The following is a 24,726-nucleotide window of genomic DNA, read 5'->3' as shown; positions in this document are numbered from 1 at the left end:
GAAATCCTGATGAAAAACGGGCGAGCATGAAGAATGCTCATGATCGGGAGGGGCGATTATCGGGTTTTCAGCCGGCGCACGCCAATGCAAAGGTGGCCTGGGCGGTTTTTTTGCGGGTGATCAACAGGCGGGCAGGGCCGCCGGCGAGGTGCTCGGCAAGGGCCAAGGCGGCACTTTCCGCGATGCCATAGCAGCCGGTGTGGGCGAAGGCGATCTCGGATTTGTGGCTCAGGCGATCTTCAAAGGTCGTCAGCTGCTCGGCGCTGAAACAGTGCAACGGCAGGTTCAGCGTTTCGGCCAATGCGAGTATTCCCGGCTCGTCTTTTTTCAAATCAATACTGGCCAGCGCAGTAATCTTATCGCGCTCGATACTGCCCTCGGCGAGGGCAGTATTAAACAGGCCCAGCAGGGTATGAACGTCACAACCCCGCTGGCACCCCAGGCCGACCACCAGGATCATGCCGAGTATTGATCATCACGGTTGCGGCGGAACAACCAGGCGCTGATCAGCCCCAAGGCCAGCCAGAAGGCGACATTGGTCAACTGTGAAGCGATCTTGAACTGCGCTTCCAGGGCCTCCGGGGCCAGCATCGAATGCACTTCCGGCTGTGGTGCGCCGATCACGTGCGGTACGGCGAGGATCGCTGCACCCAGTACTTTCAGCAGCCAGTTGCGACCAAACACGATCAAGGCGATGCCAGCAGCGGTAGACGCCGCAGTGCCGATCCACCAGGTCTGGCGCAGCGCCAGGTCGGCGGCGGCAGTGCCCGGCAGCTCAGGCGGCAGGCCCATCGTCGGTGCCAGCACGAAAGTTGCGTAACCGGCCAAACCCCACAGCAGCCCTTGGGCGGTGCGGGTTGGCGCACGCAGCGTGTAGAGACCGGCCAGCATCAGCGCAAAACCGACGGCGACCACCAGGTTGCCGCCCGTGGTGGACAGCACGCGCTGCCAGCCGTCTTCCGGCTCCCAAGCTTCGGCGTCATGGGTATGGGCGGCAGCACCTTCGGCGTGTTCGTGGGCCACTTCGGTAGCCGCCGGCGCTTTTTCAAAGGTTTCCGCCTGCAGAATCAGCGGGGCGACCCAAAAGCTTTGCAGCAGAGTCAGCAGCAAGGCGGCCAGCAGGCCGGTGAAACCTGCGGTTTGCGCGATACGCTTGATCATGTCGGCAGGCCTCAGTGGCACGGGAACGCGGCGCTGTGGCGGGTATCGTGGGCGGCGTTGTGTACGGCCTCGATGTGCGAGAAACCGGCGAAATACACCAGGCACGCGCCGAGGATCGACGCGCCGATGGCGGCGGTCAAGCGTTGGCTCAGGGTCGAGGTGCTGCTGGCGGAGTGCGAGGTGCTGCTGATGATCGACATGGCGCGTCCCTTTCAGGTGTCAGGGTGAAACGAGCGCATGAAAACCCCGCGAGCCGGGCACGCAGGGTTTAAACAGCGCCCGCCCACCGCGGGTTTGTTATCTGATTTTTTCGGGCCGGTCTCCGGGCTTGCGAGGGGCATTGCGCCTATTAAGCGTCGCCTTCCCATGCCTTGGAGGCACAGTGGATCTGACACTTCGCTCGCTTACCGTTGCGGGGGCAGCACCGGACTGGTCATATCGCTATGACGCACCGGTTTCCCGTTTCACCCTGTGAGGGGCACCCGAAACAAGATGTGTAGGAGAGCATGGGGGTGGGAGGGGAGTCAATTGGGGTGTGTACATATCCGTTGCTGCGGTGATGGCTGATATTGGTTCCGCCCTTACGGCGGGTCACTTTTGAAAAGAGCCCAAAAGTAACCAAAAGGCTCTTGCCCCAACACTCGGCACCTCGCTTAGGCTCGGTGTGCCCTCACTCCGGCTTGAATCCGTGGGCCGCCGCGATGGGCCATCCTTGGCCCAGCGCGGCTAACCCGGCGTCCTGCCGGGTTACCCACGGATTCAAGCCTGCGTTCNTGGCTGATATTGGTTCCGCCCTTACGGCGGGTCACTTTTGAAAAGAGCCCAAAAGTAACCAAAAGGCTCTTGCCCCAACACTCGGCACCTCGCTTAGGCTCGGTGTGCCCTCACTCCGGCTTGAATCCGTGGGCCGCCGCGATGGGCCATCCTTGGCCCAGCGCGGCTAACCCGGCGTCCTGCCGGGTTACCCACGGATTCAAGCCTGCGTTCGGCCAGCGTGTTTGACGGGGCGCCTCAGATCAAGATCAAGAGCGACTCGCTTCGCATCGTAGATACGCTTTTCGTTTTCTGTAGGAGCCGGCTTGCCGGCGAAAAACGTGAGACCGCCGCGTTTTGTCTGATTCCCCGCGTCATCGTTGAAGACCATCGCCGGCAAGAACTAGGCGTCCCCCCGGCTCCTACAGGACCGCGTTTGCCTTCGCCTTTGCTCTACACCACTCAAGCCGGCTGTCAGGCCGCTGTGCTCTTGCTTTTGATCTTGATCTTAGGCGCCCCGTTAAACACGCTGGCCGGAATTCGGCAGGGATTTGGGGGGTAAACCGGCAGGGATGCCGGTTTAGCCGCCCCGCGCCATGGATGGCGCGTGGCGGCGGCCCCCCAAATCNCGTCCTGCCGGGTTACCCACGGATTCAAGCCTGCGTTCGGCCAGCGTGTTTGACGGGGCGCCTCAGATCAAGATCAAGAGCGACTCGCTTCGCATCGTAGATACGCTTTTCGTTTTCTGTAGGAGCCGGCTTGCCGGCGAAAAACGTGAGACCGCCGCGTTTTGTCTGATTCCCCGCGTCATCGTTGAAGACCATCGCCGGCAAGCCGGCTCCTACAGGACCGCGTTTGATTTTGCTTTTGCTTCACACCACTCAAGCCGGCTGTCAGGCCGCTGTGCTTTTGATTTTGATCTTAGGCGCCCCGTTAAACACGCTGGCCGGAATTCGGCAGGGATTTGGGGGGTAAACCGGCAGGGATGCCGGTTTAGCCGCCCCGCGCCATGGATGGCGCGTGGCGGCGGCCCCCCAAATCCCTGTCGGATTACGGGCACACCGAGCGTGAGCGAGGTGCCGAGTGTTGGGGCAAGAGCCCTTTGGTTACTTTGGGGCTTTTCCAAAGTGACCCGCCGTAAGGGCGGAACCAATACCAGCCGTTACCCAAATAACGGATATGCACCCGGTCTCACCCATATCCCAGGCATAAAAAAACGCCGCGTACCTCACGATACGCGGCGCCTCTTCACATCAACACCTTAGGCTTGAATCACCGGAATGTTGGCGCTAGCTGCGATCTTGCGGAACTCAGCAATCTGGTCGAAGTTCAGGTAGCGATAAACGTCACTGGCCATGGTGTCCAGTTTCGCCGCGTAGCCCATGTACTCTTCGACGGTCGGCAGGCGACCCAGGGTAGAAGCCACTGCCGCCAGCTCGGCCGAAGCCAGGTAGACGTTTGCGCCGTCACCCAGGCGGTTCGGGAAGTTACGGGTCGACGTCGACACAACGGTCGAGTTCGGCTCTACTCGTGCCTGGTTACCCATGCACAGCGAGCAGCCCGGCATTTCCATGCGCGCGCCAGCCTTGCCGTAGATGCCGTAGTAGCCTTCTTCGGTCAGTTGGTGAGCGTCCATCTTGGTCGGCGGCGACAGCCACAGACGAGTTGGCAGCTGGCCCTTGACCTGCTCCAGCAGCTTACCGGCCGCGCGGAAGTGACCGATGTTGGTCATGCACGAACCGATGAACACTTCGTCGATCTTCTCGCCGGCAACGCTCGACAGCAGACGGGCATCGTCCGGATCGTTCGGTGCGCAGAGGATCGGCTCGTTGATCTCGGCCAGGTCGATCTCGATGATTTCAGCGTATTCCGCGTCGGCATCGGCTTCCATCAGCTCAGGATTCTTGACCCAGGCTTCCATCGCTTGGGCGCGACGTTCCAGGGTGCGTGGGTCGCCGTAACCTTCACCGATCATCCAGCGCAGCAGGGTGATGTTGGAGTTCAGGTACTCAGTGATCGACTCTTTCGACAGCTTGATGGTGCAACCGGCAGCCGAACGTTCAGCCGAGGCGTCGGACAGCTCGAAAGCCTGTTCCAGCGTCAGGTCGTTCAGGCCTTCGATTTCCAGGATGCGGCCGGAGAAGGCGTTCTTCTTGCCTTTCTTCTCTACAGTCAGCAGACCCGATTGGATCGCGTAGTAAGGAATGGCATGAACCAGGTCACGCAGGGTGATGCCAGGTTTCATTTTGCCTTTGAAGCGCACCAGGATCGATTCCGGCATGTCCAGTGGCATAACGCCAGTGGCTGCGGCGAACGCGACCAGACCGGAACCGGCCGGGAACGAGATGCCCATCGGGAAACGGGTGTGGGAGTCACCACCGGTGCCGACGGTGTCCGGCAGCAGCATGCGGTTCAGCCAGCTGTGGATGATGCCGTCGCCTGGACGCAGCGAAACACCGCCGCGAGTCATGATGAAGTCAGGCAGGGTGTGGTGGGTGGTCACGTCGATCGGCTTTGGATAGGCCGCGGTGTGGCAGAACGACTGCATGACCAGATCGGTCGAGAAGCCCAGGCACGCCAAGTCTTTCAGTTCATCACGGGTCATCGGACCGGTGGTGTCCTGGGAACCGACGGTGGTCATCTTCGGTTCGCAGTAGGTGCCAGGACGAACGCCTTTGCCTTCTGGCAGACCGCAGGCCTTGCCGACCATTTTCTGTGCCAGGGTGAAGCCTTTGCCGGTGTCGACAGGCGCTTCTGGCAGCTTGAACAGGTCGGTTGGGCCCAGGCCCAGTTCGGCACGCGCCTTGTCGGTCAGGCCACGGCCGATGATCAGCGGGATACGGCCGCCGGCGCGGACTTCGTCCAACAGCACCGGGGTCTTCATTTCGAAGGTGGTGATGACTTCGTCGGTGCCGTGTTTGCAGACCTTGCCAGCATGCGGGTACAGGTCGATCACGTCGCCCATGTTCATGTTGGTAACGTCAAACTCGATTGGCAGTGCGCCCGCGTCTTCCATGGTGTTGTAGAAGATCGGAGCAATCTTGCTGCCGAAGCAGAAGCCACCGGCGCGCTTGTTCGGCACGTACGGAACGTCGTCGCCGAAGAACCACAGTACGGAGTTGGTCGCGGATTTACGCGAGGAACCGGTACCGACCACGTCGCCGACGTAGGCGATCGGGAAGCCTTGGCCGCGCATTTCTTCGATCTGCTTCATCGGGCCGGTCTTGCCTTGCTCGTCCGGCACGATGCCTTCACGGGCCATTTTCAGCATGGCCAGGGCGTGCAGCGGGATGTCAGGACGGGACCAGGCATCGGGAGCAGGGGACAGGTCGTCGGTGTTGGTTTCGCCGGTAACCTTGAAGACGCGCAGGCTGATCTTGTCGGCCAGGGTAGGGCGGTTGCTGAACCACTCGCCGTCAGCCCAGGACTGGATCACGGCTTTGGCGTGCTCGTTGCCGTTACGGGCTTTTTCAGCCACGTCGTGGAATGCATCGAACATCAGCAGGGTGTGCTTGAGTTGGGCGGCGGCGACCGGTGCCAGTGTGGCGTCGTCCAGCAGCTCGACCAGGGTCACGATGTTGTAGCCGCCTTGCATGGTGCCAAGCAGTTCAACGGCGCGTTGCTTGCTGATCAGGGGGGAAGTGGCTTCGCCCTTGGCCAGGGCAGACAGGAAACCGGCCTTGACGTAGGCAGCTTCGTCAACGCCTGGTGGAATGCGGTTGGTGATCAGGTCAACGAGGAATTCTTCTTCGCCAGCCGGAGGATTTTTCAGCAGCTCGACCAGGCCTGCGGTTTGTTCGGCGTTAAGCGGCTGGGGAACAATACCCAGGGCTGCACGCTCTTCGATATGTTTGCGGTAGGCTTCAAGCACAGTTATTACCCTCATCAGTGGTCCCACGGGACGCTCATCCAGAAATGAACGGCACGCATGCGCTCGGGGGCTTTTTGGGCCGCAAAGCCAGCGCTGCCGGCATTCCTCACAGAAGCTGCTTTCAAAGTTTTACGCCTGCAGAACGGAGCTGATGAGGGTTGGCGAGGGCATTGACCTACCGAGTCATTGACCATCGCCAACACCGTTCTGAAGGAACGACTGTGCTCGTGACGCTTTGAAAACAGCTTCCAGCGGATTATTGGCGCCTTACAAGGCCGGATGATTCTACGGCAAAAAATTTCTAAAGGTAAGTTGCCTCGCCAAGTTTGCAGGGTGATGAAGGTTAGACAAAGGGCTAACATGGCGCATTGTTTCGCTGATTTGCGTGCCGTTGCCCATGTCCAACCAAACCATCAAGACCCCCTGCGTCGGCCTGTGTTCCACGGTCTACGGCGATCTCGTGTGCCGTGGCTGCAAGCGCTTTCACCATGAAGTGATCCAGTGGAACGGCTACGGCGAAGAGGAAAAACGTGCGGTCTGGCTGCGGCTGGAGCAGCTGTTGGTTCAAGTGATGGCCGGCAAATTGGAGGTCTTTGACCCCAAGACCCTGCGCGGCCAACTGGAACAGCGCAAGATCCGCTTCGTGCCGCACCAGTCCGAATATTGCTGGGCGTACCAATTGATCGCTCGCGGAGCACGGGTGATCAATAACCTGGAGGCCTACGGCATGGTGCTGTTGCCCGAGTTTCGCGACTGGCCCTTGCCGGACCTGCGCGATGCCATTGATCGGGAGTTCTTTATCCTTTCCGAAGCCCACTACCAGCGCTATATCGCGCCGGGGTTTCTCAAGGATGCGTTTGGCGCCTAGCTGTCAGGCGTTGGTGGCCTGTTCCACCAGGCGGTCCATCACTTCTTCGGGCTTGAGCACCAACACGTCGCTTTCCAGCGTATCCAGCACAACCTCTGCGGTGTTGCCAATCAATGCGCCGGAAATGCCCGTACGCCCCACGGTACCGATGATAGTCACCGCCGCCTGCAGCTTGTGGGCGAGATGCGGTATCAACACGTCCGCCGGCCCTTCCTCGATATGCAGGTGTTTGTCATCCACATCGAACTCCGCCTGAAACGCCCTGCATTGCTCGCGATAACGTGCCTCGATGGTCTCCCTGAGCTGAAACGTCGGGTCCGCCGCCGACAGCATCGGCGAGGGATGGGCGCTGATTACATGCAATTGCGCCTTGGCCAGGTGGGCGATATCAAAGCCATGGTCGATGATCGAATTATGCAGTGAGCGATGTTCACCATCGGTATTGCCGACATCGATCGCCGCCAGGATCACGCCGTCGGTCCACGGCGTAGCGGTCTTGACCAGCAACACCGCCGTCGGGCAATAACGCAGCAACTTCCAATCCGCAGGCGTCAGCAGTGCCTTTTTCAATGGGCTGTCCGGGAAGTGCTGTTTGATCACCAGCCCACAGCCTTCGGCCTGCTGCACGTCGATAATGGTTTCATGCAAGTTGGCATTCCACGCCTGCTCGGTGCTGACGCTGTAGCCGTCTTCCTGCAAGCCCGACTTGAGCAGGCTCAGCAGCGCCGAGTGCTCATGCTTTTTGTCGCAGACCAGCAAATGCAGGTGCGCGCCGGTGACCCCGGCAATCAGCTTGGCACGCTTGAGGGCCAGGCTTTCCGAATGCTCGGGCTCGATGACCACCAGGATGCTGCGGATGGCTTGCATGGTCGGGATCTCCATAAAAAAGGGCGGGGGCCTGGAACAACTATAGTTGCTGGCGCGCGCACGTCATGTTGATGCACATCAAGGCCGGTGGCTGGTGGTCTGCGGCGGGGTCGGTATAATCGCCGGCCTTTTGTGATCCTTTTGCCCGTGAGCCCGATGAACCTGCCAGAAATCCACGAATTCCTCGGTTGCCGCACCCCTGACGCCTGGGTCCAGGCCGCGCTGGCCGATCAGGACACCCTGCTGATCGACCACAAGAACTGCGAATTCAAAGCCGCCAGCACCGCCCTGAGCCTGATCGCCAAGTACTACAGTCATGTGGACCTGATCAACATGATGTCGCGCCTGGCCCGCGAAGAACTGGTGCACCATGAACAGGTCATGCGCCTGATGAAAAAGCGCAAAGTCGAGTTGCGCCAATTGAATGCCGGTCGCTACGCCTCGGGTTTGCGCAAAGTGGTGCGCACCCATGAGCCGGTCAAACTGGTGGATACCTTGGTAGTGGGCGCGTTTATCGAAGCGCGCAGTTGTGAGCGTTTCGAAGCATTGGTGCCACATTTGGACGAAGAACTCGGCAAGTTTTACTTCGGTTTGCTGAAAAGCGAAGCGCGGCACTTCCAGGGTTACCTGAAGCTGGCGTACCAATACGGCGACGCCAAGGACGTCGCCCAGGTGATCGAGCGGGTGAGGGCGGCCGAGCAGGAACTGATCGAATCACCCGACATCGAGTTCCGCTTTCACAGTGGCGTGCCAGCCTGAGGCCACGGCCACGCCGATCAGCGCGGTGATTCCGGCGAGCAGCAGGATCACCGCCTGCGTGCCCAGAGGCGCCGCCAACACTGCAATCGCCAGTCCCGCCAAGGGTTGCGGCAGGTTGTTGAGCAGGGTGATCACGCCCACGGTCTTGCCGAAGTCCTGCACGGGAATCACCCGCTGACGGGTGCTGCGCAGGTAGACGTTGAACATCTTGTCGAAACCGGTGACCAGCAGGAAGCCCACGGCGTAGAGCCACACGTCAGGGCTGACTGCCATGATCACCGCTCCGACTGCAATCATTGAATACGACAGCCCGCCCAGCACTTTCAGCGGCAGCCCGGCCCGCGCCAAATAAAACAGAATCCCGATGGTCACCAAGGCGCCGGCTGCCTGCAGCAGGGCATAGGTGTCCTTATCCTGCGCAAATTGGCCGGTCACCATCGCCGCAGATGTGGCCAGCGTGACGCCGATGATCAGGTTCACACCCACGGCCAGCGTGATGACCCGCTTCAATTCCGGCAGTCGGCGGATATGCCCGAAGGCAATCTTCAGTGGCCGCAGCCAGATATCCCGATGCTGCTCGAAGGTTTCCAGGCGTGTGGTGCTGGAGCGTTGCCACGCCCGCATCGCCAGGTCAGCCAATAAGAACAGCCCGGCCACCCCGAGTACGACCCAGTGCCAGGCCCATACTTCCAGCATCAGCGCCGCTACCAATGGCCCGAGCACCAGCCCGCTCTGGTCGGCAATCTGCGAATAGGAAAGTGTCTTGGCATAGCTGTAGTGGGGGAAGACATGAGGCATCAGCACTTCTCGCGCCATGATGCCCTGGGTGGTCAGCACACCGCAGAGCGCCGAGAGCAGGACGATCCAGAGGATACCTTCGAATACCCCGTACAAAATCACGGCCACCCCGCAAGCCAGCGCCCGGCAAACCTGGCTGATATGCAGGATGCGCACCGGTGCGAACTTGTCGCACAATGCGCCACACACCGGGAACGCGAGATAACGCGGCAGCGACTCGACGAAAAAGGCCAGTCCGGCCCAGGCCACGCTCTGGGTAGTCTGGAACACGATCAAGGGCACGATAAACAGCAGAATCTGGTCCGCCAGTCGCGACAAGAACAACGAAACAAAGAACGCCAAGTAATCCTTGCGCATACAACTCCCTGTGGATGGCGTTAAAGATTGCAGGTTATTTGTTAAAAACTCTTAAAAGCATGAAGCTTCGTCGGCCAATGCTGGCCCGCTGCTTTAGTTGCCCAGCTTGCCACCTATAATGCCCGCTCTTCAATCTGTGTCTGCATACTGAGAACTTATGGAAAACCTGGGGCTGGGCAAGGTCTTGCTCGTTGAGGACGACGAAAAACTGGCAGGGCTGATCGCGCACTTTCTCGCGCAGCATGGCTTTGAGGTGCGCGTGGAGCATCGGGGCGACGAGGCCCTGGCCGCGTTCCTGGAGTTCAAGCCGAAGATCGTCGTACTCGACCTGATGCTCCCCGGCCAGAGCGGCCTGCATGTGTGTCGCGGGATCCGCACCGTGTCCGACACGCCGATCGTGATCCTCACGGCCAAGGAAGATGACCTGGACCACATCCTTGGGCTGGAGTCCGGTGCCGACGATTACGTGATTAAGCCGATCAAGCCCCCTGTGCTGCTGGCGCGCCTGCGTGCGCTGCAACGACGCCAGGCGCCGGAGCCGACCGTACGAGGCTCGCTGGCCTTCGGACGGCTGGCCATCGATCGCAGTTGCCGGGTGGTCAGCCTGGGCGATGACAAGATCGACCTGACCACCATGGAGTTCGAGCTGTTGTGGTTGTTGGCCAGCAACTCGGGGACGATCCTGTCCCGCGATGACATCCTCAACCGTATGCGTGGCATTGCGTTCGACGGTCTCAACCGCAGTGTCGATGTGTACATCAGCAAACTGCGTGGCAAGCTTAACGACAATCCGCGCGAACCGGTGTGCATCAAGACCATCTGGGGCAAGGGCTACCTGTTCAACCCGTTCGCGTGGGAGGCTTAGATGCTGCGGCTCTATATCCGCCTGTACATCATCCTGGCGCTGGGCCTGGCGGGGGCGATCTGGCTGGTCAACTACACCTTCGACGAGCTGCTGCCCGAAGCCAATGAAACCTATAACCGCGAAGCCTTGCGCGGGCCGGCCTATGGTTTGGTCGAGCAGTTGCGGCCCTTGCGGGGTGACGCCCGTCAGGCACGCCTGGCCGAGCTGCAACCCCATTACGGCCTGCACCTCAAGCTGGTGCAGCGCGATGAACTGGCGCTGGATCAGCGTGAGCAACAGTTGCTGGCGGCCGGGCAGTTGGTGGTGCGGGGCGACTTCATGGAGTTCATCGCCAATATCGACGGCGGCCCGCAATTGCTCAATATCAAGCTGCCCGACGAGCCGAAATGGCTGTACTTGTGGGCCTACAGCCTGCTGGGGCTGAGCCTGGCGATCGTGCTGTATTTCTGGGTGCGCCCGCACTGGCGCGACCTGGAGCATATACGCCTGGCGGCCCAACGTTTCGGGGATAACGATCTCAGTTCGCGCATCCTGCTGCCGCGTCGTTCCACCGTGCGCGAGCTGGCCGGGCACTTCAACCAGATGGCTGAGCGCATCGAAAGCCTGATCGCCAACCAGCGTGAACTCACCAACGCCGTGTCCCACGAACTGCGGACGCCAATTGCGCGGCTGTCGTTCGAACTCGACCAGCTCAAACAACAGACCGATCCACGCCAGCGCGGCGAATTGATCACCGACATGTATGCCGACCTTGGCGAGTTGGAAGAAATGGTCTCCGAACTGCTCACCTACGCCAGCCTGGAGCGTGGTGCTACCCAAGTCACCCGCGAGAAAATCGAGGCCCACAGCTGGCTCGACAGCGTGATCGGCAGCGTGGCGCTGGAGGCTGAAGCGGCGGGTATCCAGCTGTCGTTGCGCACGTGCGAGGTGGACTTTATTCAGATCGAGCCGCGCTTTATGGCGCGCGCGGTAATCAACCTGTTGCGCAACGCCATCCGTTACGCCGAACGCCGTGTGGAAGTGTCGCTGGTCAAGTTCGGCAGCGGCTACGAAGTGCGGGTGTGTGACGACGGCCCCGGGGTACCGGAAGAAGGCCGCTCGAAGATCTTCCAGCCCTTCATGCGCCTGGACGCCAGCCGCGACCGCCGCACTGGCGGCTTCGGCCTTGGCCTCGCGTTGGTGCAGCGGGTGTCGCAATGGCACGGTGGCCAGGTGCAGGTGCTGGACTCGGAATGGGGCGGCGCCTCATTCCGAATGACGTGGGCGTATGCCGAATAATGGGGGCAGCCGGGATTATTGTGGTGAGCCGGCCTGTTGTGGTGAGCGGGCTTGTTGTGGTGAGCGGGCTTGCCCCGCGCTGGGTGGCGCAGCCACCCCAATAAAACCACCGCATTTTTTCAGACAAAATGCGGGGTCTGGTTTTGGCGCTGCTCCGCAGCCCCGCACGGGCAAGCCCGCTCACCACAGTTAACGACCTGTTAGAAGCTGTATTCCAGCACCCCCATCACCGACGTCTGCAACCGCCGCTCCACAATCGGGCTCTTGCCCGCTTCATCCGCCAGGTACTGCACATCCAGCAAGGTCGAGAACTGGGTGTGCTCGCTGATCGGCAGGCTCCACACCAGGTTCATGCCATTACTGATATTGCCCGCACCGGCTTTATAGGCTTTGAAGCGGCTGCGGGCGGCTTGGCCGGTGGTCACGCCGTACCAGGTCTGCAAGTAGTCACGGTCACCGAAATGGCTGCTGAGGCTGGCGTCGACGGAGCCGAAACGACCTTCATACAGGTTGGTGCCCAGACTCAATTCCAAGTGGGTGAACGCCTTGCCGCTGTCCTTGTGATCATCTTCCTTGAGGGCATGTTCCAGCGTGGCACCTATAATCACGCCGCCCAGGTTGTAGCTGGCACTCACACCCAGCTGCGGGCGTGACTTGATCTCGCCCATACCCTTGAGGCGCTTGGAGCCGAGGTGCATGGACTCGCTTTTGTCCTTGCGCGAAGCGCTGGCACCGACGTAGGCACTGAAGCTCAAGGCATTGCCTTCGTAGCCCCAGCCGAGGCCCTTGTCGGTGTCGAGGAAAATCCCCCAAGGGCTGACGATGGCACCGCCAAACACTGGGGCGGTCATGCGTTCATCGCTGCCGCTGTAGCGCGGAAGATTGGCCACACCGGCCTTGAGGCTGTAGGTCCAGTCCTCGGCCAGTGCGCTGTTGGCGCCCGCGAGTAAACACAGTGAGGTAATGGACAGACAGAGGTTTTTCGGGCTCATCAGGGTTTTCATGTCGGTTAGAAACTCAAGGGTGGATGGGTACGTTTGAAGGAGTAGCCCGACGCGCTCAGGCCGTTGATCTGGCGGCTCACGGTGTCACCCAGGCCATAGCCGTTGCCGGCCAGTACGGCGTGGGCGTTGTCCACGGGCAGCAGGATGTAGTCGGTCAGCGGTTCGTCGTGCAGTTGGCCGCGAATCACCAGAAAGCCTTCTTCGAGGCGCACGCTGATGCCGCTCAATGGCGCGTCGGGTTCGTGGGTGTTGAGTACTTGGTAGGTGCCGACGGTGTCGGCCCAAGCCAAAGGCAGCGGCGGCGGGTCGATGCGTTCGCCAATGGCGATGCGCTGGCCGTGGCTGCGCGCGGTGAGCATCTGCCGGCCTTGCACGGTGATGACGTCGAGTTGGACCTGGCCTAGCTCACCGAGATCCTTGAGCCAGAAACCGAAGACTTTCTTCTGGGCGCGCAGCCAGCCGTGATCGTCGCGCAATAGTTCGAAGTTGAAACCGGCCAGTTCGCCAAGCAGCCGCTGGTCATCATCTTTGATCCGGAACACGCCCCAGGCGGTGGCGTAGAACCCGGCCAGGCGCTTGCGGTCGATGGCGGCTGGCACCTGGCGCAGCTTGAGTCCGTGGCGGGGTGCCTGGCAGTCTTCGCTGCAGACCTGCTCGCCGGTTTGCGCCTGGAGCATCAGGCGCAGGGTGTCGGTTGCCAGTGTGGCGACCAGATCTTCGGCATTGCTTTCGTTGGCCATGATGATCACGGCCAGTTGATGGTCCGGCAGCAGGGTCAGCTGTGCGGCGAAATCATCGCCACCACCACTGTGCTGGTAGGTGCGCACCCCTGGGCCGATCGGCTCGTCACCGCAGGGCGCCAGAAACCACGCCAGGCCGATCTGGCAATCGAAGTCCAGGGCGTTGCCGGTATTTTGCTGGGTAAACATTTCATCGATGGAGCGGCTGGTCATTACCCGGTTGCCTTTGTAGAGGCCTTTGGCAAACAGCATCTGCACGTAATGGCTGAGGTCCCTGGAGCTGGCCCACAAACCGCCGGCGGCGATGTCGCGCAGTTGCGCATCGGTGCTGGCGACGCCTTCCTGATAGCCCTGGGCGCGATAGCCGATTTGCGCAGCCGTCCCGACAAAGCTCGCGTGGTCCATCTCCAGCGGTTTGAGCAGGCTGTGTTGCAGCTGGGCTTCAAACTCCTTGCCGCTGCTGCGCTCGATGGCAGCGCCCACCAGCGCATAACCCAGGTTGGAATAGGCCACTTGCGTACCGGGCGGTGTGCTCAACCAGACGCCGGACAGGCGCATTGGCATCTGCCCCATGGCGTAGTTGTTGCGCAGGTCACGCAGGTGTTCACTGGGCAAGCCGGACTGATGGCTGAGCAGGCGACGCAAGGTGATGTCGCGGTCGGCGGCCTGCTGGTCGGTATGGAAGCGCGAGCGCACATAGAACTCGCGCAGGGTCTGCTGGATCGGTGCATCCAGCGCCAGTCGCTGTTGTTCAACCAGTTGCAGGGCCGCGCTGGCGGTGAGCAGTTTGGAGATCGCACCGGCCCGGAAGGCGGTGTTCGGCGTCGCTGGCAAGCCCTTGGTTTTGTCGGCCATGCCGAACCCGCGAGTCCAGATCAACTCCTGGCCGTTGACCAGTGCAATCGACAAGCCGGGCACATTGGCCTGGGCCATGTCGCGGGGAATCCGGGTTTGCAGGTAGCGGATGATCGCGCTGTAGTCGCCCTTGGGAATCGGCGGCGGGGCAGGTGACTGCCCCTGGCAGCCAATGCTGCCCAACAGGCAACCGAGCAACGGAAGACCGCGCAATGTGCGAAGCATGACGAGCACCCGACAGGTGGTTTGGATGCTCGAATGCTAGGGCTGCGGCGCCCGAGGGTCTTTGACAGCTTTGTCGAGAAACTGTCAAAGACTGTTAACGGGCCACGCCGTGACGCTCATGCCATTGAGCGATCGACTCTTCGGGGTACTCATCGAACTGCAGGTCGCCCTTGCGTAGCGTGACCTCTACCCAGGGCGCCTTGGACCCCAGCATCAAGTGCGTATGCTCCGGTGGCACCGGCAATGGCGTATCGACGGCCGAGGCAAACGGATGGATCAGCTCCGGCCATTCCGGGCTGAACAGCCACAACGCGCTGCCGCATTGCGAGCAGAAATGCCGCTCGGCCGTACTCGCATGGGCGCGGCTGGCGCCTTCGGGCTTGAGCTTGGCGTGGTAGACCGAAATGAATTTGCGCCCGCGCACCTTCAGGCTCTGGGTGTCGCCGGCCAGGTTGATCGCATAGCCGCCACCGCCCTGGGTCTTGCGGCAGATCGAGCAATAGCAACGCTGATAAGGGTAGGGATGGGCACTGGCAAGGCTGAACGTGACGGCGCCGCAATGGCAGGATCCTTCAAGCTGCATGGGCTGACTCCTTTGGCAAGGTGACTGTTCAGCTTAGGCGCTTTGCGGCATCAACGTGGCAATCAGCGCACGAATGGTGCCGGGCAACGCTTCCAGCTCCCGCACCAGGATGCTGCGCTCGCGGATCGCCCAGGGCTCATCCAGTTTTACGGCGACCAATTGCATGGTGCGGCTGTGTCGCACGGCGGCCGACTCCGGAATGATGCCGATCCCCACACCGGCCTCGACCATCCGGCAGATCGCCTCGAAACTCGACACCTGGATACGCAGCGAGAGATGTTTGCCCAGCCGCTCGACGTGTTCGCGCAGGAAGCTCAACAAGGTACTGCCTTCGTGCAGGCCGATATGCTGGTAGGCGAGGGTCTGTTCCAGTGTGACTGAGGGTTGGTCCGCCAGTGGATGGCCGACCGGCACCATCAGCACCAACTCATCGGTGCTGAAATGCAGCACCTGCAAACCTGCCGCTTCCACGGGGCCGGCGATGATGCCCATGTCGCTGGTGCCATCGAGCACGCCGCGCACGATGTCGCGGGACAGGCGTTCCTGCAGGTCGACGGTCACGCCGGGGCGCTGTGACAGAAAACCTGCCAGCACTTCGGGTAGGAATTCGGTGACGGCCGTGGTGTTGGCAAAGATGCGGATATGCCCGGCGGAATCCACGCCGTATTGGGTGAATTCGCTCTTGAGGTAGTCCACCTGACGCATGATCAGCCGCGCATGGTGCAGCAAGCGTTCGCCCGCCGGGGTGATCTCCACGCCACGGCTGTCGCGGTAGAGCAGGCGGGTGTCGAGTTGGCCTTCCAGGGCTTTGATCCTTGCGCTGGCGGCAGCCGGCGAGAGGAACGCACGCTTGGCGCCCTGGGTCAGGCTGGGGGATTCGGCGATATGGATAAACAGGCGCAGGTCGGCCAGATCGAAGTGCATGCAAGGCTCCCGGTACAGGATGGCGGCGTTCAGCATAACCGAACGCCGGTTTATTGAAATGCAAATTCTCAGAAGGGCGATAGGCTTGCATGATCCGGGGCAGACACTCACTGCCCGAGGACCTGCACCCGATGAGCGCCACCGATTGGATCGGCCGAAGCGAAACCGCCCACGACCACCTTAGCCATAACCTGCTCAAGCGTATCGCCGCTACGTTCGGTGAAGAAGTGCCCGAAGACGGCGCGGACATCCCGCCGTTGTGGCAGTGGTGTTTCTTCCAGGACCCGTTGCCGGAAACTGCGCTGGGCAGCGACGGTCACCCGGCCCGTGGCGGATTCCTGCCGCCGGCCGACAACCGCAATCGCATGTGGGCCGGTGGGCGCATCGAGTTCCTGCAGGCACTGCGGGCCGGTGAGGCGGCGACGCGCGTGTCGACCATCACCCAGGTCGAAGAAAAAACCGGTCGCACCGGTTCGCTGCTGTTTGTCACCGTGCGCCACGACTATTCCCAGGACGGCCGCCTGGCGATCCGCGAGGAACAGGACATCGTCTACCGCGAACCCACGCCGCCCAAATCCGGCAGCGGTGACGCGCTGGAGCAGGGCGAATGGTCTGAAACCGTCGATCCCACGCCCACCCTGCTGTTTCGCTACAGCGCAGTGACCTTCAACGGTCACCGCATTCACTACGACTACCCCTATGTCACCGGCACCGAAGGTTACTCAGGCCTGGTGGTGCATGGGCCGCTCATCGCCACCCTGAGCCTGCGCGCATTCTTACGCGCCAACCCTGGCGCAACCTTGCGCCGTTTTGCCTATCGCGGCGTGCGCCCGTTGATTGCGCCGCAGCCGTTTGAAGTGGGCGGCCGCGTGACCGAAGCCGGCGTGGCACAGCTGTGGGCCGGCAACGTCGATGGCCTGGCGCAGCAAGCCAGCGTGCATTTCGAATAATCCAAGAACAACAGGCGGAGAGCCGTTAATGAACCCGAATGACAATGAAGAACTCAATGCCATCCGCGAAGGCGTGCGCGCCTTGTGCGCTGAATTCGATGCCGCTTACTGGCGCAGGATTGACGAGGAAAAGGGTTTCCCCGAAGCCTTCGTCAAGGCGCTGACCGACGCTGGCTGGCTGTCGGCGATGATCCCCGAAGCATACGGCGGCTCCGGACTGGGCCTGGCTGAAGCCTCAGTGATCCTTGAAGAAGTGAACCGCTGCGGCGGCAACTCCGGCACCGTACATGGCCAGATGTACAACATGTTCACCTTGCTGCGGCACGGCAGCGACGCACAGAAACGCTTCTACCTGCCCAAGCTCGCCAGCGGCGAATTGCGCCTGCAATCCATGGGCGTGACCGAGCCCACCACTGGCACCGACACCACCAAGATCAAGACCACGGCAATCAAGCGTGGCGACAAGTATGTGATCAACGGCCAGAAGGTGTGGATCTCGCGGGTCCAGCATTCCGACCTGATGATCCTGCTGGCGCGCACCACGCCCTTGGCCGAGGTGAAGAAAAAGTCCGAGGGCATGTCGATTTTTCTGGTGGATCTGCGCGAAGCCATCGGCAACGGCCTGACCGTGCAGCCCATCGCCAATATGGTCAACCACGAAACCAACGAGCTGTTCTTCGACAACCTGGAGTTGCCGCTGGACAGCCTCATTGGTGAAGAGGGCAAGGGCTTTAAGTACATCCTCGACGGCCTCAACGCCGAGCGCACGCTGATCGCCGCCGAATGCATCGGTGATGGCCGCTGGTTTATCGAAAAGGCCAGCGCCTATGCGCGTGATCGCGTGGTGTTTGGCCGGCCCATCGGGCAGAACCAAGGCGTGCAGTTCCCGATTGCTGAAGCGCATATCGAGATCGAGGCGGCCGACTTGATGCGTTGGCGCGCCTGTGAGGAATACGACAGCGGCGCCAATGCCGGGGCCAGTGCCAACATGGCCAAGTACCTCGCGGCCAAGGCGTCCTGGGAGGCGGCCAACGCCTGCCTGCAAACCCACGGCGGTTTCGGGTTTGCCTGCGAATACGATGTGGAGCGCAAATTCCGCGAGACGCGCCTGTACCAGGTGGCGCCGATCTCCACCAACTTGATCCTGTCCTACGTGGCCGAGCATTTGCTCGAACTGCCACGCAGCTTCTGAGGGCCTGACCATGAGCCATACCCAAGCTTTGTGTCGGTTCCTGGCCGAACTGGATTACGCGCAACTGCCGGAAGACGTCCTCGCGCGCACCGAAGATTTGTACCTGGACTGGTTGGCCTCGGCACTGGCGAGCCAGGGCGCGCACCCAATTGCGTTGTTCGAGCGTTACGCGCAGAAAATGGGCCCGAGCAGCGGCCCGGCGCAGGTGATCGTCAATGGCGGCAGCACCAGCGCGTATTTCGCCGCGCTGGTCAACGCGGCTTCATCCCATCTGGTAGAGCAGGACGATCTGCACAACAGCTCCGTCCTGCACCCGGCGACCGTGGTGTTTCCGGCCGCGCTGGCGGCCGCCCAGGACCTCGGCAGGTCCGGTCGCGATTTGCTGCTGGCTTCGGTGGCCGGTTATGAAGCGGGTATCCGCATCGGCGAATTCATGGGCCGTTCCCACTACCGCATCTTCCACACCACGGCCACCGTCGGCACGTTGGCGGCGGCGGTAGCCGTAGGCAAGTTGCTGGATTTCAGCGAAGAACAATTCATCAACCTGCTCGGCAGCGCGGGTACCCAGGCGGCCGGCTTGTGGGAGTTCCTGCGTGATGCCGCTGATTCCAAGCAACTGCACACGGCGAAAGCCGCAGCGGACGGCTTGCTCGCCGCTTACCTGACGGCGGATGGGCTGACCGGTGCGCGCAATATTCTTGAAGGCGATCAAGGTCTGGCTGCCGGTATGTCCAGTGATGCCGAGCCGGCCAAATTGTCTGCCGATCTCGGCAGTCGCTGGGCGTTGCTGGAAACCTCGTTCAAGTTCCACGCCTCATGCCGCCATACCCATCCGGCCGCCGATGCGCTGTTGCATTTGATGCAGCGCGAAGGCCTGCAGGCCGAACAGATTGCCCACGTGGAAACCCGGGTGCACCAGGGCGCCATCGATGTATTGGGCCGCGTGAAAGTACCGACCAGCGTGCACCAGGCCAAGTTCTCCATGGGCACCGTGCTCGGCCTGATTGCCGTGCATGGCAAGGCCGGTCTTACAGAGTTCCATGAGCTGGCGTTGACCGATCCAGCGGTCTCGGCGTTTCGCGACAAGGTCAGCATGACCCTCGACGCCGAAGTCGACCGCGCTTACCCGCAGCGCTGGCTCGGTCGCGTTACCGTCACCACGCTGGATGGCCGCACGCTGCACGGCGCCATCGACGAGCCCAAGGGCGATCCGGGTAACACCCTGAGCCGTGCGGAGCTGGCCGATAAATTCCAGCGCCTCAGCCAATTCAGCAACGCCCGCACACCGGCCCAGGCCAATGCCCTGATCGACAAGGTCTGGGACCTGCGCAACGCCGTATCCATGGCCGACTGGCTTTGAGGAACTGTCATGACTAACCCAAGACCGCTGGACGGCATCACCGTTGTCAGCCTGGAACACGCGATTGCCGCGCCGTTCTGCACCCGTCAACTGGCCGACCTGGGCGCTCGCGTGATCAAGGTCGAGCGCCCCGGTGCCGGCGATTTTGCCCGTGGCTACGACGAGCGCGTGCGCGGCCTGGCTTCACACTTCGTGTGGACCAACCGCTCCAAGGAAAGCCTGACCCTGGACCTCAAGCAGGACGAGGCCGGCGATATTCTCGACGCCCTGCTGGCTGACGCCGATGTACTGGTGCAGAACCTGGCGCCCGGCGCCGCCGCGCGCATGGGCCTGTCGTTCGAGGCATTGCATGAGCGCTTCCCGCGCCTGATCGTCTGCGATATTTCTGGCTACGGCGAAGGTGGACCGTATGAAAAGAAAAAGGCCTACGACCTGCTGATCCAGAGCGAAGGTGGCTTTCTATCGGTGACCGGTGGCCCCGGTGAAGACCAGATGGCCAAGGCCGGTTGCTCCATCGCCGATATTTCGGCGGGCATGTACGCCTACAGCGGCATCCTCTCGGCGCTGCTGCTGCGCGGCAAGACGGGAAAGGGCAGCCGCATCGACGTGAGCATGCTGGAAAGCCTGGTGGAATGGATGGGCTACCCGATGTACTACGCGTTCGACGGTGCACCGCAGCCACCGCGTGCCGGGGCAGCGCATTCGACGATCTATCCCTATGGACCGTTTCCCACCGGCGACGGCGGCACCGTGATGCTCGGCCTACAAAATGAGCGCGAATGGGCGGCGTTCTGCGACAAGGTGTTGCTCACCCCGGCATTGGCGACCGACGAGCGTTTCTCCGCCAACTTCAAGCGCTCGGCCAATCGCGACGTGCTGCGCCAGATCATCGTCGACAGCTTCACGCAGTTGGATGCGGAGGCGGTGATCCTGCGCCTGGAAGACGCGCAGATCGCCAGCGCCCGGGTCAACGATATGCAAGGCGTGTGGGACCACCCGCAACTCAAAGCCCGCGACAGCTGGCGCGAAGTCGATAGCCCGGCGGGGCCGTTGCCGTCGCTGCTGCCACCGGGACGCAATGCCGCGTTTACCCCGCGCATGGACGCCGTGCCCGCGTTGGGGCAGCACAGCCAAGCCATTCTCGACCAGCTCGGTTTCAGCGCCGACGCCATCGAAACCCTGAAAACCCGCGGCGTCATCTGACCCCGCGCCCCGTTGTAGGCGCCGGCTTGCCGGCGATGGCGGCCTTGAGCATGCACTGATTTCAAGGGCCTCATCACTGGCAAGCCAGCTTCTACATCGGGCGTGACAATAAGGAATTGTGTGATGCCAAACCCTCTTGTGCGCTCTGCGTTGTTTGTACCCGGTAGCCGACCGGAGCGATTTTCCAAAGCCTTGGCCAGCGGTGCCGACGCGGTGATCGTGGATTTCGAGGATGCGGTGGAAGAGCCGCTCAAGCGCCAGGCGCGGGATAACCTTGGGGCGTTTTTGACGGCCAATCCCGCCGCCCAGGTGTGGGTGCGGATCAACGCGCCGGAACATGCCGGGCATTTTGAGGATGTGGCGTTCTGCAAGGCGCATCCGAATGTGGCGGGTGTCCTGTTGCCGAAGGTCGAAAGCGCAGCCCAGGTCGCCGTAGTGGCGGCCACCGGCAAACTCATCTGGCCGATCATCGAGAGTGCGCGGGGTTTGCTGGCGGTGGCCGAGATCGCCCATGCACCGCAGGTGGAGCGCCTGTCATTCGGCGGGTTGGACCTGGCGCTGGACTTGAACCTGAGCAGCAATTCTGCGGCCGCCCAGTTCGCCCTGGACCAGGCGCGCCTGGCGCTGATCGTGCATTCCCGTGCCGCCGGTCTGGTCGCACCGCTGGATGGCGTGCACCCGGCCATCGATGACCCTGAAGGCCTGCGCCGCTCGATCCGGCATGCCTATGAGATGGGGTTTGCCGGGGCGCTGTGTATCCACCCCAAGCAGGTGGCCGTGATTCACCAGGCGCTGGCGCCAAGCGCCGAAGACCTGGCCTGGGCCCAGCGCGTGGTGGATGCCGGCGCCCATGGGGCAGGGGCCTATCAGATCGATGGGCAGATGGTGGATGCGCCGGTGTTGCTGCGCGCGCAACGACTGTTGGCGGCTCAGATCTAGCGTTCGTCCAGACCGAACGCAGGTATCAAAAAATCGAAATTCACTACACGCGTGACATCAGGCACCTTGCCCTACAACACAACAATAAGAAGGTGATTTCCCATGCTCAAGCTTTCCCGGGCGCTGCTGTGCGCCGCCACCTTGTTTGCCGCGGGCCTGGCCCAGGCGGCAGACCCGATTGTCATCAAATTCGCCCACGTGGTCGCCGAAAACACCCCCAAGGGCCAGGGCGCGCTGCTGTTCAAGAAACTCGCCGAAGAACGCCTGCCCGGTAAGGTCAAGGTCGAGGTGTATCCGAACTCGTCGCTGTTCGGCGACGGCAAGGAAATGGAAGCGCTGCTGCTGGGCGATGTACAGATGCTGGCGCCGTCCCTGGCCAAGTTCGAGCAGTACACCAAGCAAGTGCAGATCTACGACCTGCCGTTCCTGTTCAACGACCTGGCCGCCGTCGACCGTTTCCAGGCCGCCCAGGGCAAGGAACTGCTGACCTCCATGCAGGACAAGAACATCCTCGGCCTGGCCTATTGGCACAACGGTCTCAAGCAACTCTCGTCGAACAAGGCGCTGCATGAGCCCAAGGACGCCCGTGGCCTGAAATTCCGTGTCCAGGCTTCAAGCGTGTTGGAAGAGCAGTTCAAGGCGATCCGCGCCAACCCGCGCAAGATGAGTTTTGCCGAGGTGTATCAGGGCCTGCAGACCGGCACCGTGAATGGCACCGAGAACACTTGGTCGAACTATGAAAGCCAGAAGGTCAACGAGGTGCAGAAATACTTCACCGAGTCCAACCATGGCCTGATCGACTACATGGTGATCACCAACGCCAAGTTCTGGAACGGCCTGCCACCGGACATCCGCAGCACGCTGGAGCAGATCATGGTCGAGGTTACCGTCGAGGTGAACAAGCAGGCCGAAGCGCTGAACCAGTCAGCCAAGCAGAAGATCGTCGATTCCAAGACCAGCGAAATCATCGAACTGACCCCAGAGCAACGCCAGTTGTGGCGCGAAGCCATGCGCCCGGTGTGGCAGAAGTTCGAGGGTGAGATCGGGGCTGACCTGATCAAGGCCGCCGACGCGTCCAACCAGTGATCGATTGCTGAAACAAACCCGACTCCTGTGGGAGCGGGCTTGCCCGCGATGGCACCGCCTCGGTGTTCCTGAAAGACCGAGTCGCCCGCATCGCAGGCAAGCCAGCTCCCACATTGATCCGGTTTCGTCAGTGACTTGTTGTGAATACCCCCGTCTAGTTTCGCGAGGTTTTGCCATGCAAACGCTAAGGCGCGTCTGGGAGCACCTGGAGGAAGGTTTTATCGCCTTCCTGCTGGCCGCCATGACCCTGGTGACATTTGTCTACGTCATGCTCAACAACATCTACACGCTGTTTTTTGCCCTGGCCGACAAGTGGGCCTTCAGCAGCAACTTCTTCAATGCCCTGGGTGACCACACCATGACCTGGGCCCAGGACATGACCTGGAGCGTGGCGCTGACCAAGGCCATGTTCGGCTGGCTGATCTTCTTCGGTATTTCCTATGGCGTGCGCACTGCCGGCCACCTTGGCGTGGACGCACTGGTGAAGTTGACCAGGCGCCCGGTGCAACGCGTGCTCGGCATGCTCGCCTGCCTGTGCTGCCTGGCCTACGCCGGGCTGTTCATGGTCGCCAGCTACAAGTGGGTGAGCGCCGTGATGGGCGCGCATATCGGCGCCGAGGACCTCGATCAGTACGGCATCGATGTGGGCGATATCGTGATCATCGTGCCCATCGGTTTTGCCATGGTGTTCATCCGCTACCTGGAAATTATCTACCGCATCTTTACCCACCGTCAGGTCGGGTTGGGGCTGGCCGATGAGGCTGGTGAGGCCAGCAAGTTGGCCGGCAGCCATGAGGAGCGTCACTGATGGCCGTGCTCTGTCTATTCCTGTTGTTGTTCGTGTTCATGTTCCTCGGCGTGCCCATCGCGATTTCCCTGGGCCTGTCCGGCGCCGTGTCAATCCTGATGTTCAGCCAGGACTCGGTGAGCTCCCTGGCGATCAAGCTGTTCGAGACCTCCGACGCCTATACCTTCCTGGCGATTCCGTTCTTCCTGCTCTCCGGTGCGTTCATGACCACCGGCGGCGTGGCGCAACGCCTGATCGACTTTGCCAACGCTTGTGTCGGCCACATCCGTGGTGGCCTGGCGATTGCGGCGGTGCTGGCGTGCATGTTGTTTGCCGCGCTGTCCGGTTCGTCTCCGGCAACGGTGGCGGCGGTGGGCTCGATTGCCGTGGCCGGCATGGTGCGTTCCGGTTACCCGAAGGAGTTTGGCGCCGGGATCATCTGTAACGCGGGCACCTTGGGCATTCTGATTCCGCCGTCGATTGTGATGGTGGTGTATTCGGCGGCCACCGAAACCTCGGTCGGCAAGCTGTTCATGGCCGGCGTGATTCCAGGGGTGCTGCTGGGCCTGATGCTGATGATCGCGATCTACATCGTGGCGCGCATCAAGAAGCTGCCGGCCCAGCCACGGGCGACCTTGCGCGAGTGGCTGACCTGCGCGCGCCGTGCCTTTTGGGGCCTGTTGCTGCTGGTGATCATCCTCGGCGGCATCTACAGCGGCATGTTCACCCCGACCGAAGCCGCGGCGGTGGCGGCGGTGTACTCGGCGTTTGTCGCGCTGTTCGTCTACAAAGATATGAAGCTGCGCGATTGCCCCAAGGTGCTGCTGGAGTCCGGGCGCCTGGCGATCATGCTGATGTTTATCATCGCTAATGCCATGCTCTTTGCCCATGTGCTGACCACCGAACAGATTCCCCAGGAAATCACTGCGTGGGTGCTGTCTGAAGGTCTGACGCCGATTGGCTTTTTGATCATGGTCAACGTGGTGTTGCTGATTGCCGGCAGTTTCATGGAGCCGTCAGCCATTGTGCTGATCCTGGCGCCAATCTTCTTCCCGATTGCCATGAAGCTGGGCATCGACCCGATTCACCTGGGCATCGTGATGGTGGTGAACATGGAGATTGGCCTGGTTCACCCGCCGGTGGGGTTGAACCTGTTTGTGACCTCGGCGGTGACCGGGCTGACCCTGGGGCAGACTATCCGGGCGGCGTTGCCGTGGCTGATGATCTTGTTGGTGTTCCTGATCATGGTCACGTACTTGCCGTTTATCTCCCTGGCGTTGCCGCACTGGCTTGGTATGTAG

At 61.6% G+C, this 24,726-nt stretch carries 22 protein-coding genes and 1 riboswitch; of the genes, 12 read left to right on the top strand and 10 right to left on the bottom strand.

All coding sequences use genetic code 11. The features are described from left to right. Positions 1–67: 67 nt before the first annotated feature. The 4 genes from U367_RS0107490 to acnB form a co-directional block, all read right to left on the bottom strand. Positions 68–460, bottom strand: coding sequence for a cobalamin biosynthesis protein (locus U367_RS0107490; protein ID WP_028616388.1), 393 nt, complete (start codon positions 458–460; stop codon positions 68–70). After that, positions 457–1,161, bottom strand: coding sequence for a CbtA family protein (locus U367_RS0107485; RefSeq protein ID WP_028616387.1), 705 nt, complete (start codon positions 1,159–1,161; stop codon positions 457–459). The genes U367_RS0107490 and U367_RS0107485 overlap by 4 nt, the downstream gene beginning before the upstream one ends. Positions 1,162–1,172: 11 nt before the next feature. Then, positions 1,173–1,361, bottom strand: coding sequence for a CbtB domain-containing protein (locus U367_RS0107480; RefSeq protein ID WP_012723860.1), 189 nt, complete (start codon positions 1,359–1,361; stop codon positions 1,173–1,175). Positions 1,362–1,457: 96 nt separating this feature from the next. Further along, a riboswitch (cobalamin riboswitch) is annotated at positions 1,458–1,662 on the bottom strand. A gap of 1,513 nt (positions 1,663–3,175) precedes the next feature. Next, positions 3,176–5,785: a bifunctional aconitate hydratase 2/2-methylisocitrate dehydratase gene (gene acnB / locus U367_RS0107465; protein ID WP_028616386.1), complete on the bottom strand. Its 2,610-nt coding sequence runs from the start codon at positions 5,783–5,785 to the stop codon at positions 3,176–3,178. A 397-nt stretch (positions 5,786–6,182) separates the two neighbouring features. On the opposite strand from acnB, the gene U367_RS0107460 reads away from it, so the two are divergent. Then, positions 6,183–6,653 (top strand): DUF1289 domain-containing protein, encoded by a 471-nt coding sequence (locus U367_RS0107460; protein WP_016979484.1) that lies wholly within the window; start codon positions 6,183–6,185, stop codon positions 6,651–6,653. 3 nt (positions 6,654–6,656) lie between these two features. On the opposite strand, the gene U367_RS0107455 is transcribed toward U367_RS0107460, so the two are convergent. Then, the gene (locus U367_RS0107455) at positions 6,657–7,520 is read right to left on the bottom strand and encodes a universal stress protein (protein WP_028616385.1); all 864 of its coding nucleotides are present in this window, start codon (positions 7,518–7,520) and stop codon (positions 6,657–6,659) included. A 156-nt stretch (positions 7,521–7,676) separates the two neighbouring features. On the opposite strand from U367_RS0107455, the gene miaE reads away from it, so the two are divergent. Then, complete coding sequence (gene miaE, locus U367_RS0107450) at positions 7,677–8,279, top strand: tRNA-(ms[2]io[6]A)-hydroxylase (RefSeq protein WP_016979482.1); 603 nt, start codon at positions 7,677–7,679, stop codon at positions 8,277–8,279. Here the strand turns inward: miaE and U367_RS0107445 are convergent. Then, a complete protein-coding gene (locus tag U367_RS0107445) occupies positions 8,235–9,434 on the bottom strand; it encodes an MFS transporter (RefSeq protein WP_028616384.1) in 1,200 nt (399 codons plus the stop codon). The genes miaE and U367_RS0107445 overlap by 45 nt on opposite strands. Before the next feature lie 157 nt (positions 9,435–9,591). Between U367_RS0107445 and U367_RS0107440 the strand changes: the two genes are divergently transcribed. Beyond that, positions 9,592–10,299: a winged helix-turn-helix domain-containing protein gene (locus tag U367_RS0107440; protein WP_028616383.1), complete on the top strand. Its 708-nt coding sequence runs from the start codon at positions 9,592–9,594 to the stop codon at positions 10,297–10,299. Beyond that, positions 10,300–11,577 carry an ATP-binding protein gene (locus tag U367_RS0107435; RefSeq protein ID WP_028616382.1) on the top strand — a complete coding sequence of 426 codons (1,278 nt, stop codon included), beginning with the start codon at positions 10,300–10,302 and terminating at the stop codon, positions 11,575–11,577. Between the two features lie 200 nt (positions 11,578–11,777). Here the strand turns inward: U367_RS0107435 and U367_RS0107430 are convergent, their stop codons facing one another. The 4 genes from U367_RS0107430 to U367_RS0107415 all read right to left on the bottom strand — a co-directional run bounded on the left by U367_RS0107430 (position 11,778) and on the right by U367_RS0107415 (position 15,908). Continuing rightward, complete coding sequence (locus tag U367_RS0107430) at positions 11,778–12,581, bottom strand: MipA/OmpV family protein (protein ID WP_028616381.1); 804 nt, start codon at positions 12,579–12,581, stop codon at positions 11,778–11,780. A 5-nt stretch (positions 12,582–12,586) separates the two neighbouring features. Next, positions 12,587–14,401 carry a serine hydrolase domain-containing protein gene (locus U367_RS0107425; protein WP_028616380.1) on the bottom strand — a complete coding sequence of 605 codons (1,815 nt, stop codon included), beginning with the start codon at positions 14,399–14,401 and terminating at the stop codon, positions 12,587–12,589. A 94-nt stretch (positions 14,402–14,495) separates the two neighbouring features. Next, positions 14,496–14,984 (bottom strand): GFA family protein, encoded by a 489-nt coding sequence (locus U367_RS0107420; RefSeq protein ID WP_028616379.1) that lies wholly within the window; start codon positions 14,982–14,984, stop codon positions 14,496–14,498. Positions 14,985–15,017: 33 nt separating this feature from the next. Next, positions 15,018–15,908 (bottom strand): LysR family transcriptional regulator, encoded by an 891-nt coding sequence (locus U367_RS0107415; protein ID WP_028616378.1) that lies wholly within the window; start codon positions 15,906–15,908, stop codon positions 15,018–15,020. A gap of 131 nt (positions 15,909–16,039) precedes the next feature. On the opposite strand from U367_RS0107415, the gene U367_RS0107410 reads away from it, so the two are divergent. The 8 genes from U367_RS0107410 to dctM all read left to right on the top strand — a co-directional run bounded on the left by U367_RS0107410 (position 16,040) and on the right by dctM (position 24,726). After that, on the top strand, positions 16,040–16,858 hold the full coding sequence (locus U367_RS0107410) for an FAS1-like dehydratase domain-containing protein (RefSeq protein ID WP_028616377.1): 819 nt from the start codon (positions 16,040–16,042) through the stop codon (positions 16,856–16,858). A 28-nt stretch (positions 16,859–16,886) separates the two neighbouring features. Next, complete coding sequence (locus U367_RS0107405; RefSeq protein WP_028616376.1) at positions 16,887–18,050, top strand: acyl-CoA dehydrogenase family protein; 1,164 nt, start codon at positions 16,887–16,889, stop codon at positions 18,048–18,050. Positions 18,051–18,060: 10 nt separating this feature from the next. Next, positions 18,061–19,410, top strand: a complete 1,350-nt coding sequence (locus U367_RS0107400; RefSeq protein WP_028616375.1) for an MmgE/PrpD family protein — start codon at positions 18,061–18,063, stop codon at positions 19,408–19,410. 9 nt (positions 19,411–19,419) lie between these two features. Continuing rightward, entirely contained in the window at positions 19,420–20,613 is a 1,194-nt protein-coding gene (locus tag U367_RS0107395) for a CaiB/BaiF CoA transferase family protein (RefSeq protein ID WP_028616374.1), read from the top strand. Positions 20,614–20,736: 123 nt separating this feature from the next. After that, on the top strand, positions 20,737–21,552 hold the full coding sequence (locus tag U367_RS0107390) for an HpcH/HpaI aldolase/citrate lyase family protein (RefSeq protein WP_028616373.1): 816 nt from the start codon (positions 20,737–20,739) through the stop codon (positions 21,550–21,552). 102 nt (positions 21,553–21,654) lie between these two features. Further along, on the top strand, positions 21,655–22,638 hold the full coding sequence (locus U367_RS0107385) for a TRAP transporter substrate-binding protein (protein ID WP_028616372.1): 984 nt from the start codon (positions 21,655–21,657) through the stop codon (positions 22,636–22,638). A 175-nt stretch (positions 22,639–22,813) separates the two neighbouring features. Beyond that, positions 22,814–23,446 (top strand): TRAP transporter small permease, encoded by a 633-nt coding sequence (locus U367_RS0107380; RefSeq protein ID WP_028616371.1) that lies wholly within the window; start codon positions 22,814–22,816, stop codon positions 23,444–23,446. Further along, complete coding sequence (dctM, locus tag U367_RS0107375; protein WP_028616370.1) at positions 23,446–24,726, top strand: C4-dicarboxylate TRAP transporter large permease protein DctM; 1,281 nt, start codon at positions 23,446–23,448, stop codon at positions 24,724–24,726. The genes U367_RS0107380 and dctM overlap by 1 nt, the downstream gene beginning before the upstream one ends.

This window comes from Pseudomonas canadensis, from assembly GCF_000503215.1.
GTDB lineage: Bacteria > Pseudomonadota > Gammaproteobacteria > Pseudomonadales > Pseudomonadaceae > Aquipseudomonas > Aquipseudomonas canadensis.
This window is presented reverse-complemented; position numbering and strand designations above follow the sequence as displayed.

What these genes read in the sequence shown, in the direction of transcription:
- U367_RS0107490 (WP_028616388.1), bottom strand. Translation starts at nt 460, where the DNA reads ATGATCCTGGTGGTCGGCCTGGGGTGCCAGCGGGGTTGTGACGTTCAT.
- U367_RS0107485 (WP_028616387.1), bottom strand. Translation starts at nt 1,161, where the DNA reads ATGATCAAGCGTATCGCGCAAACCGCAGGTTTCACCGGCCTGCTGGCC.
- U367_RS0107480 (WP_012723860.1), bottom strand. Translation starts at nt 1,361, where the DNA reads ATGTCGATCATCAGCAGCACCTCGCACTCCGCCAGCAGCACCTCGACC.
- U367_RS0107460 (WP_016979484.1), top strand. Translation starts at nt 6,183, where the DNA reads ATGTCCAACCAAACCATCAAGACCCCCTGCGTCGGCCTGTGTTCCACG.
- U367_RS0107455 (WP_028616385.1), bottom strand. Translation starts at nt 7,520, where the DNA reads ATGCAAGCCATCCGCAGCATCCTGGTGGTCATCGAGCCCGAGCATTCG.
- miaE (WP_016979482.1), top strand. Translation starts at nt 7,677, where the DNA reads ATGAACCTGCCAGAAATCCACGAATTCCTCGGTTGCCGCACCCCTGAC.
- U367_RS0107445 (WP_028616384.1), bottom strand. Translation starts at nt 9,434, where the DNA reads ATGCGCAAGGATTACTTGGCGTTCTTTGTTTCGTTGTTCTTGTCGCGA.
- U367_RS0107440 (WP_028616383.1), top strand. Translation starts at nt 9,592, where the DNA reads ATGGAAAACCTGGGGCTGGGCAAGGTCTTGCTCGTTGAGGACGACGAA.
- U367_RS0107435 (WP_028616382.1), top strand. Translation starts at nt 10,300, where the DNA reads ATGCTGCGGCTCTATATCCGCCTGTACATCATCCTGGCGCTGGGCCTG.
- U367_RS0107430 (WP_028616381.1), bottom strand. Translation starts at nt 12,581, where the DNA reads ATGAAAACCCTGATGAGCCCGAAAAACCTCTGTCTGTCCATTACCTCA.
- U367_RS0107425 (WP_028616380.1), bottom strand. Translation starts at nt 14,401, where the DNA reads ATGCTTCGCACATTGCGCGGTCTTCCGTTGCTCGGTTGCCTGTTGGGC.
- U367_RS0107420 (WP_028616379.1), bottom strand. Translation starts at nt 14,984, where the DNA reads ATGCAGCTTGAAGGATCCTGCCATTGCGGCGCCGTCACGTTCAGCCTT.
- U367_RS0107415 (WP_028616378.1), bottom strand. Translation starts at nt 15,908, where the DNA reads ATGCACTTCGATCTGGCCGACCTGCGCCTGTTTATCCATATCGCCGAA.
- U367_RS0107410 (WP_028616377.1), top strand. Translation starts at nt 16,040, where the DNA reads ATGAGCGCCACCGATTGGATCGGCCGAAGCGAAACCGCCCACGACCAC.
- U367_RS0107405 (WP_028616376.1), top strand. Translation starts at nt 16,887, where the DNA reads ATGAACCCGAATGACAATGAAGAACTCAATGCCATCCGCGAAGGCGTG.
- U367_RS0107400 (WP_028616375.1), top strand. Translation starts at nt 18,061, where the DNA reads ATGAGCCATACCCAAGCTTTGTGTCGGTTCCTGGCCGAACTGGATTAC.
- U367_RS0107395 (WP_028616374.1), top strand. Translation starts at nt 19,420, where the DNA reads ATGACTAACCCAAGACCGCTGGACGGCATCACCGTTGTCAGCCTGGAA.
- U367_RS0107390 (WP_028616373.1), top strand. Translation starts at nt 20,737, where the DNA reads ATGCCAAACCCTCTTGTGCGCTCTGCGTTGTTTGTACCCGGTAGCCGA.
- U367_RS0107385 (WP_028616372.1), top strand. Translation starts at nt 21,655, where the DNA reads ATGCTCAAGCTTTCCCGGGCGCTGCTGTGCGCCGCCACCTTGTTTGCC.
- U367_RS0107380 (WP_028616371.1), top strand. Translation starts at nt 22,814, where the DNA reads ATGCAAACGCTAAGGCGCGTCTGGGAGCACCTGGAGGAAGGTTTTATC.
- dctM (WP_028616370.1), top strand. Translation starts at nt 23,446, where the DNA reads ATGGCCGTGCTCTGTCTATTCCTGTTGTTGTTCGTGTTCATGTTCCTC.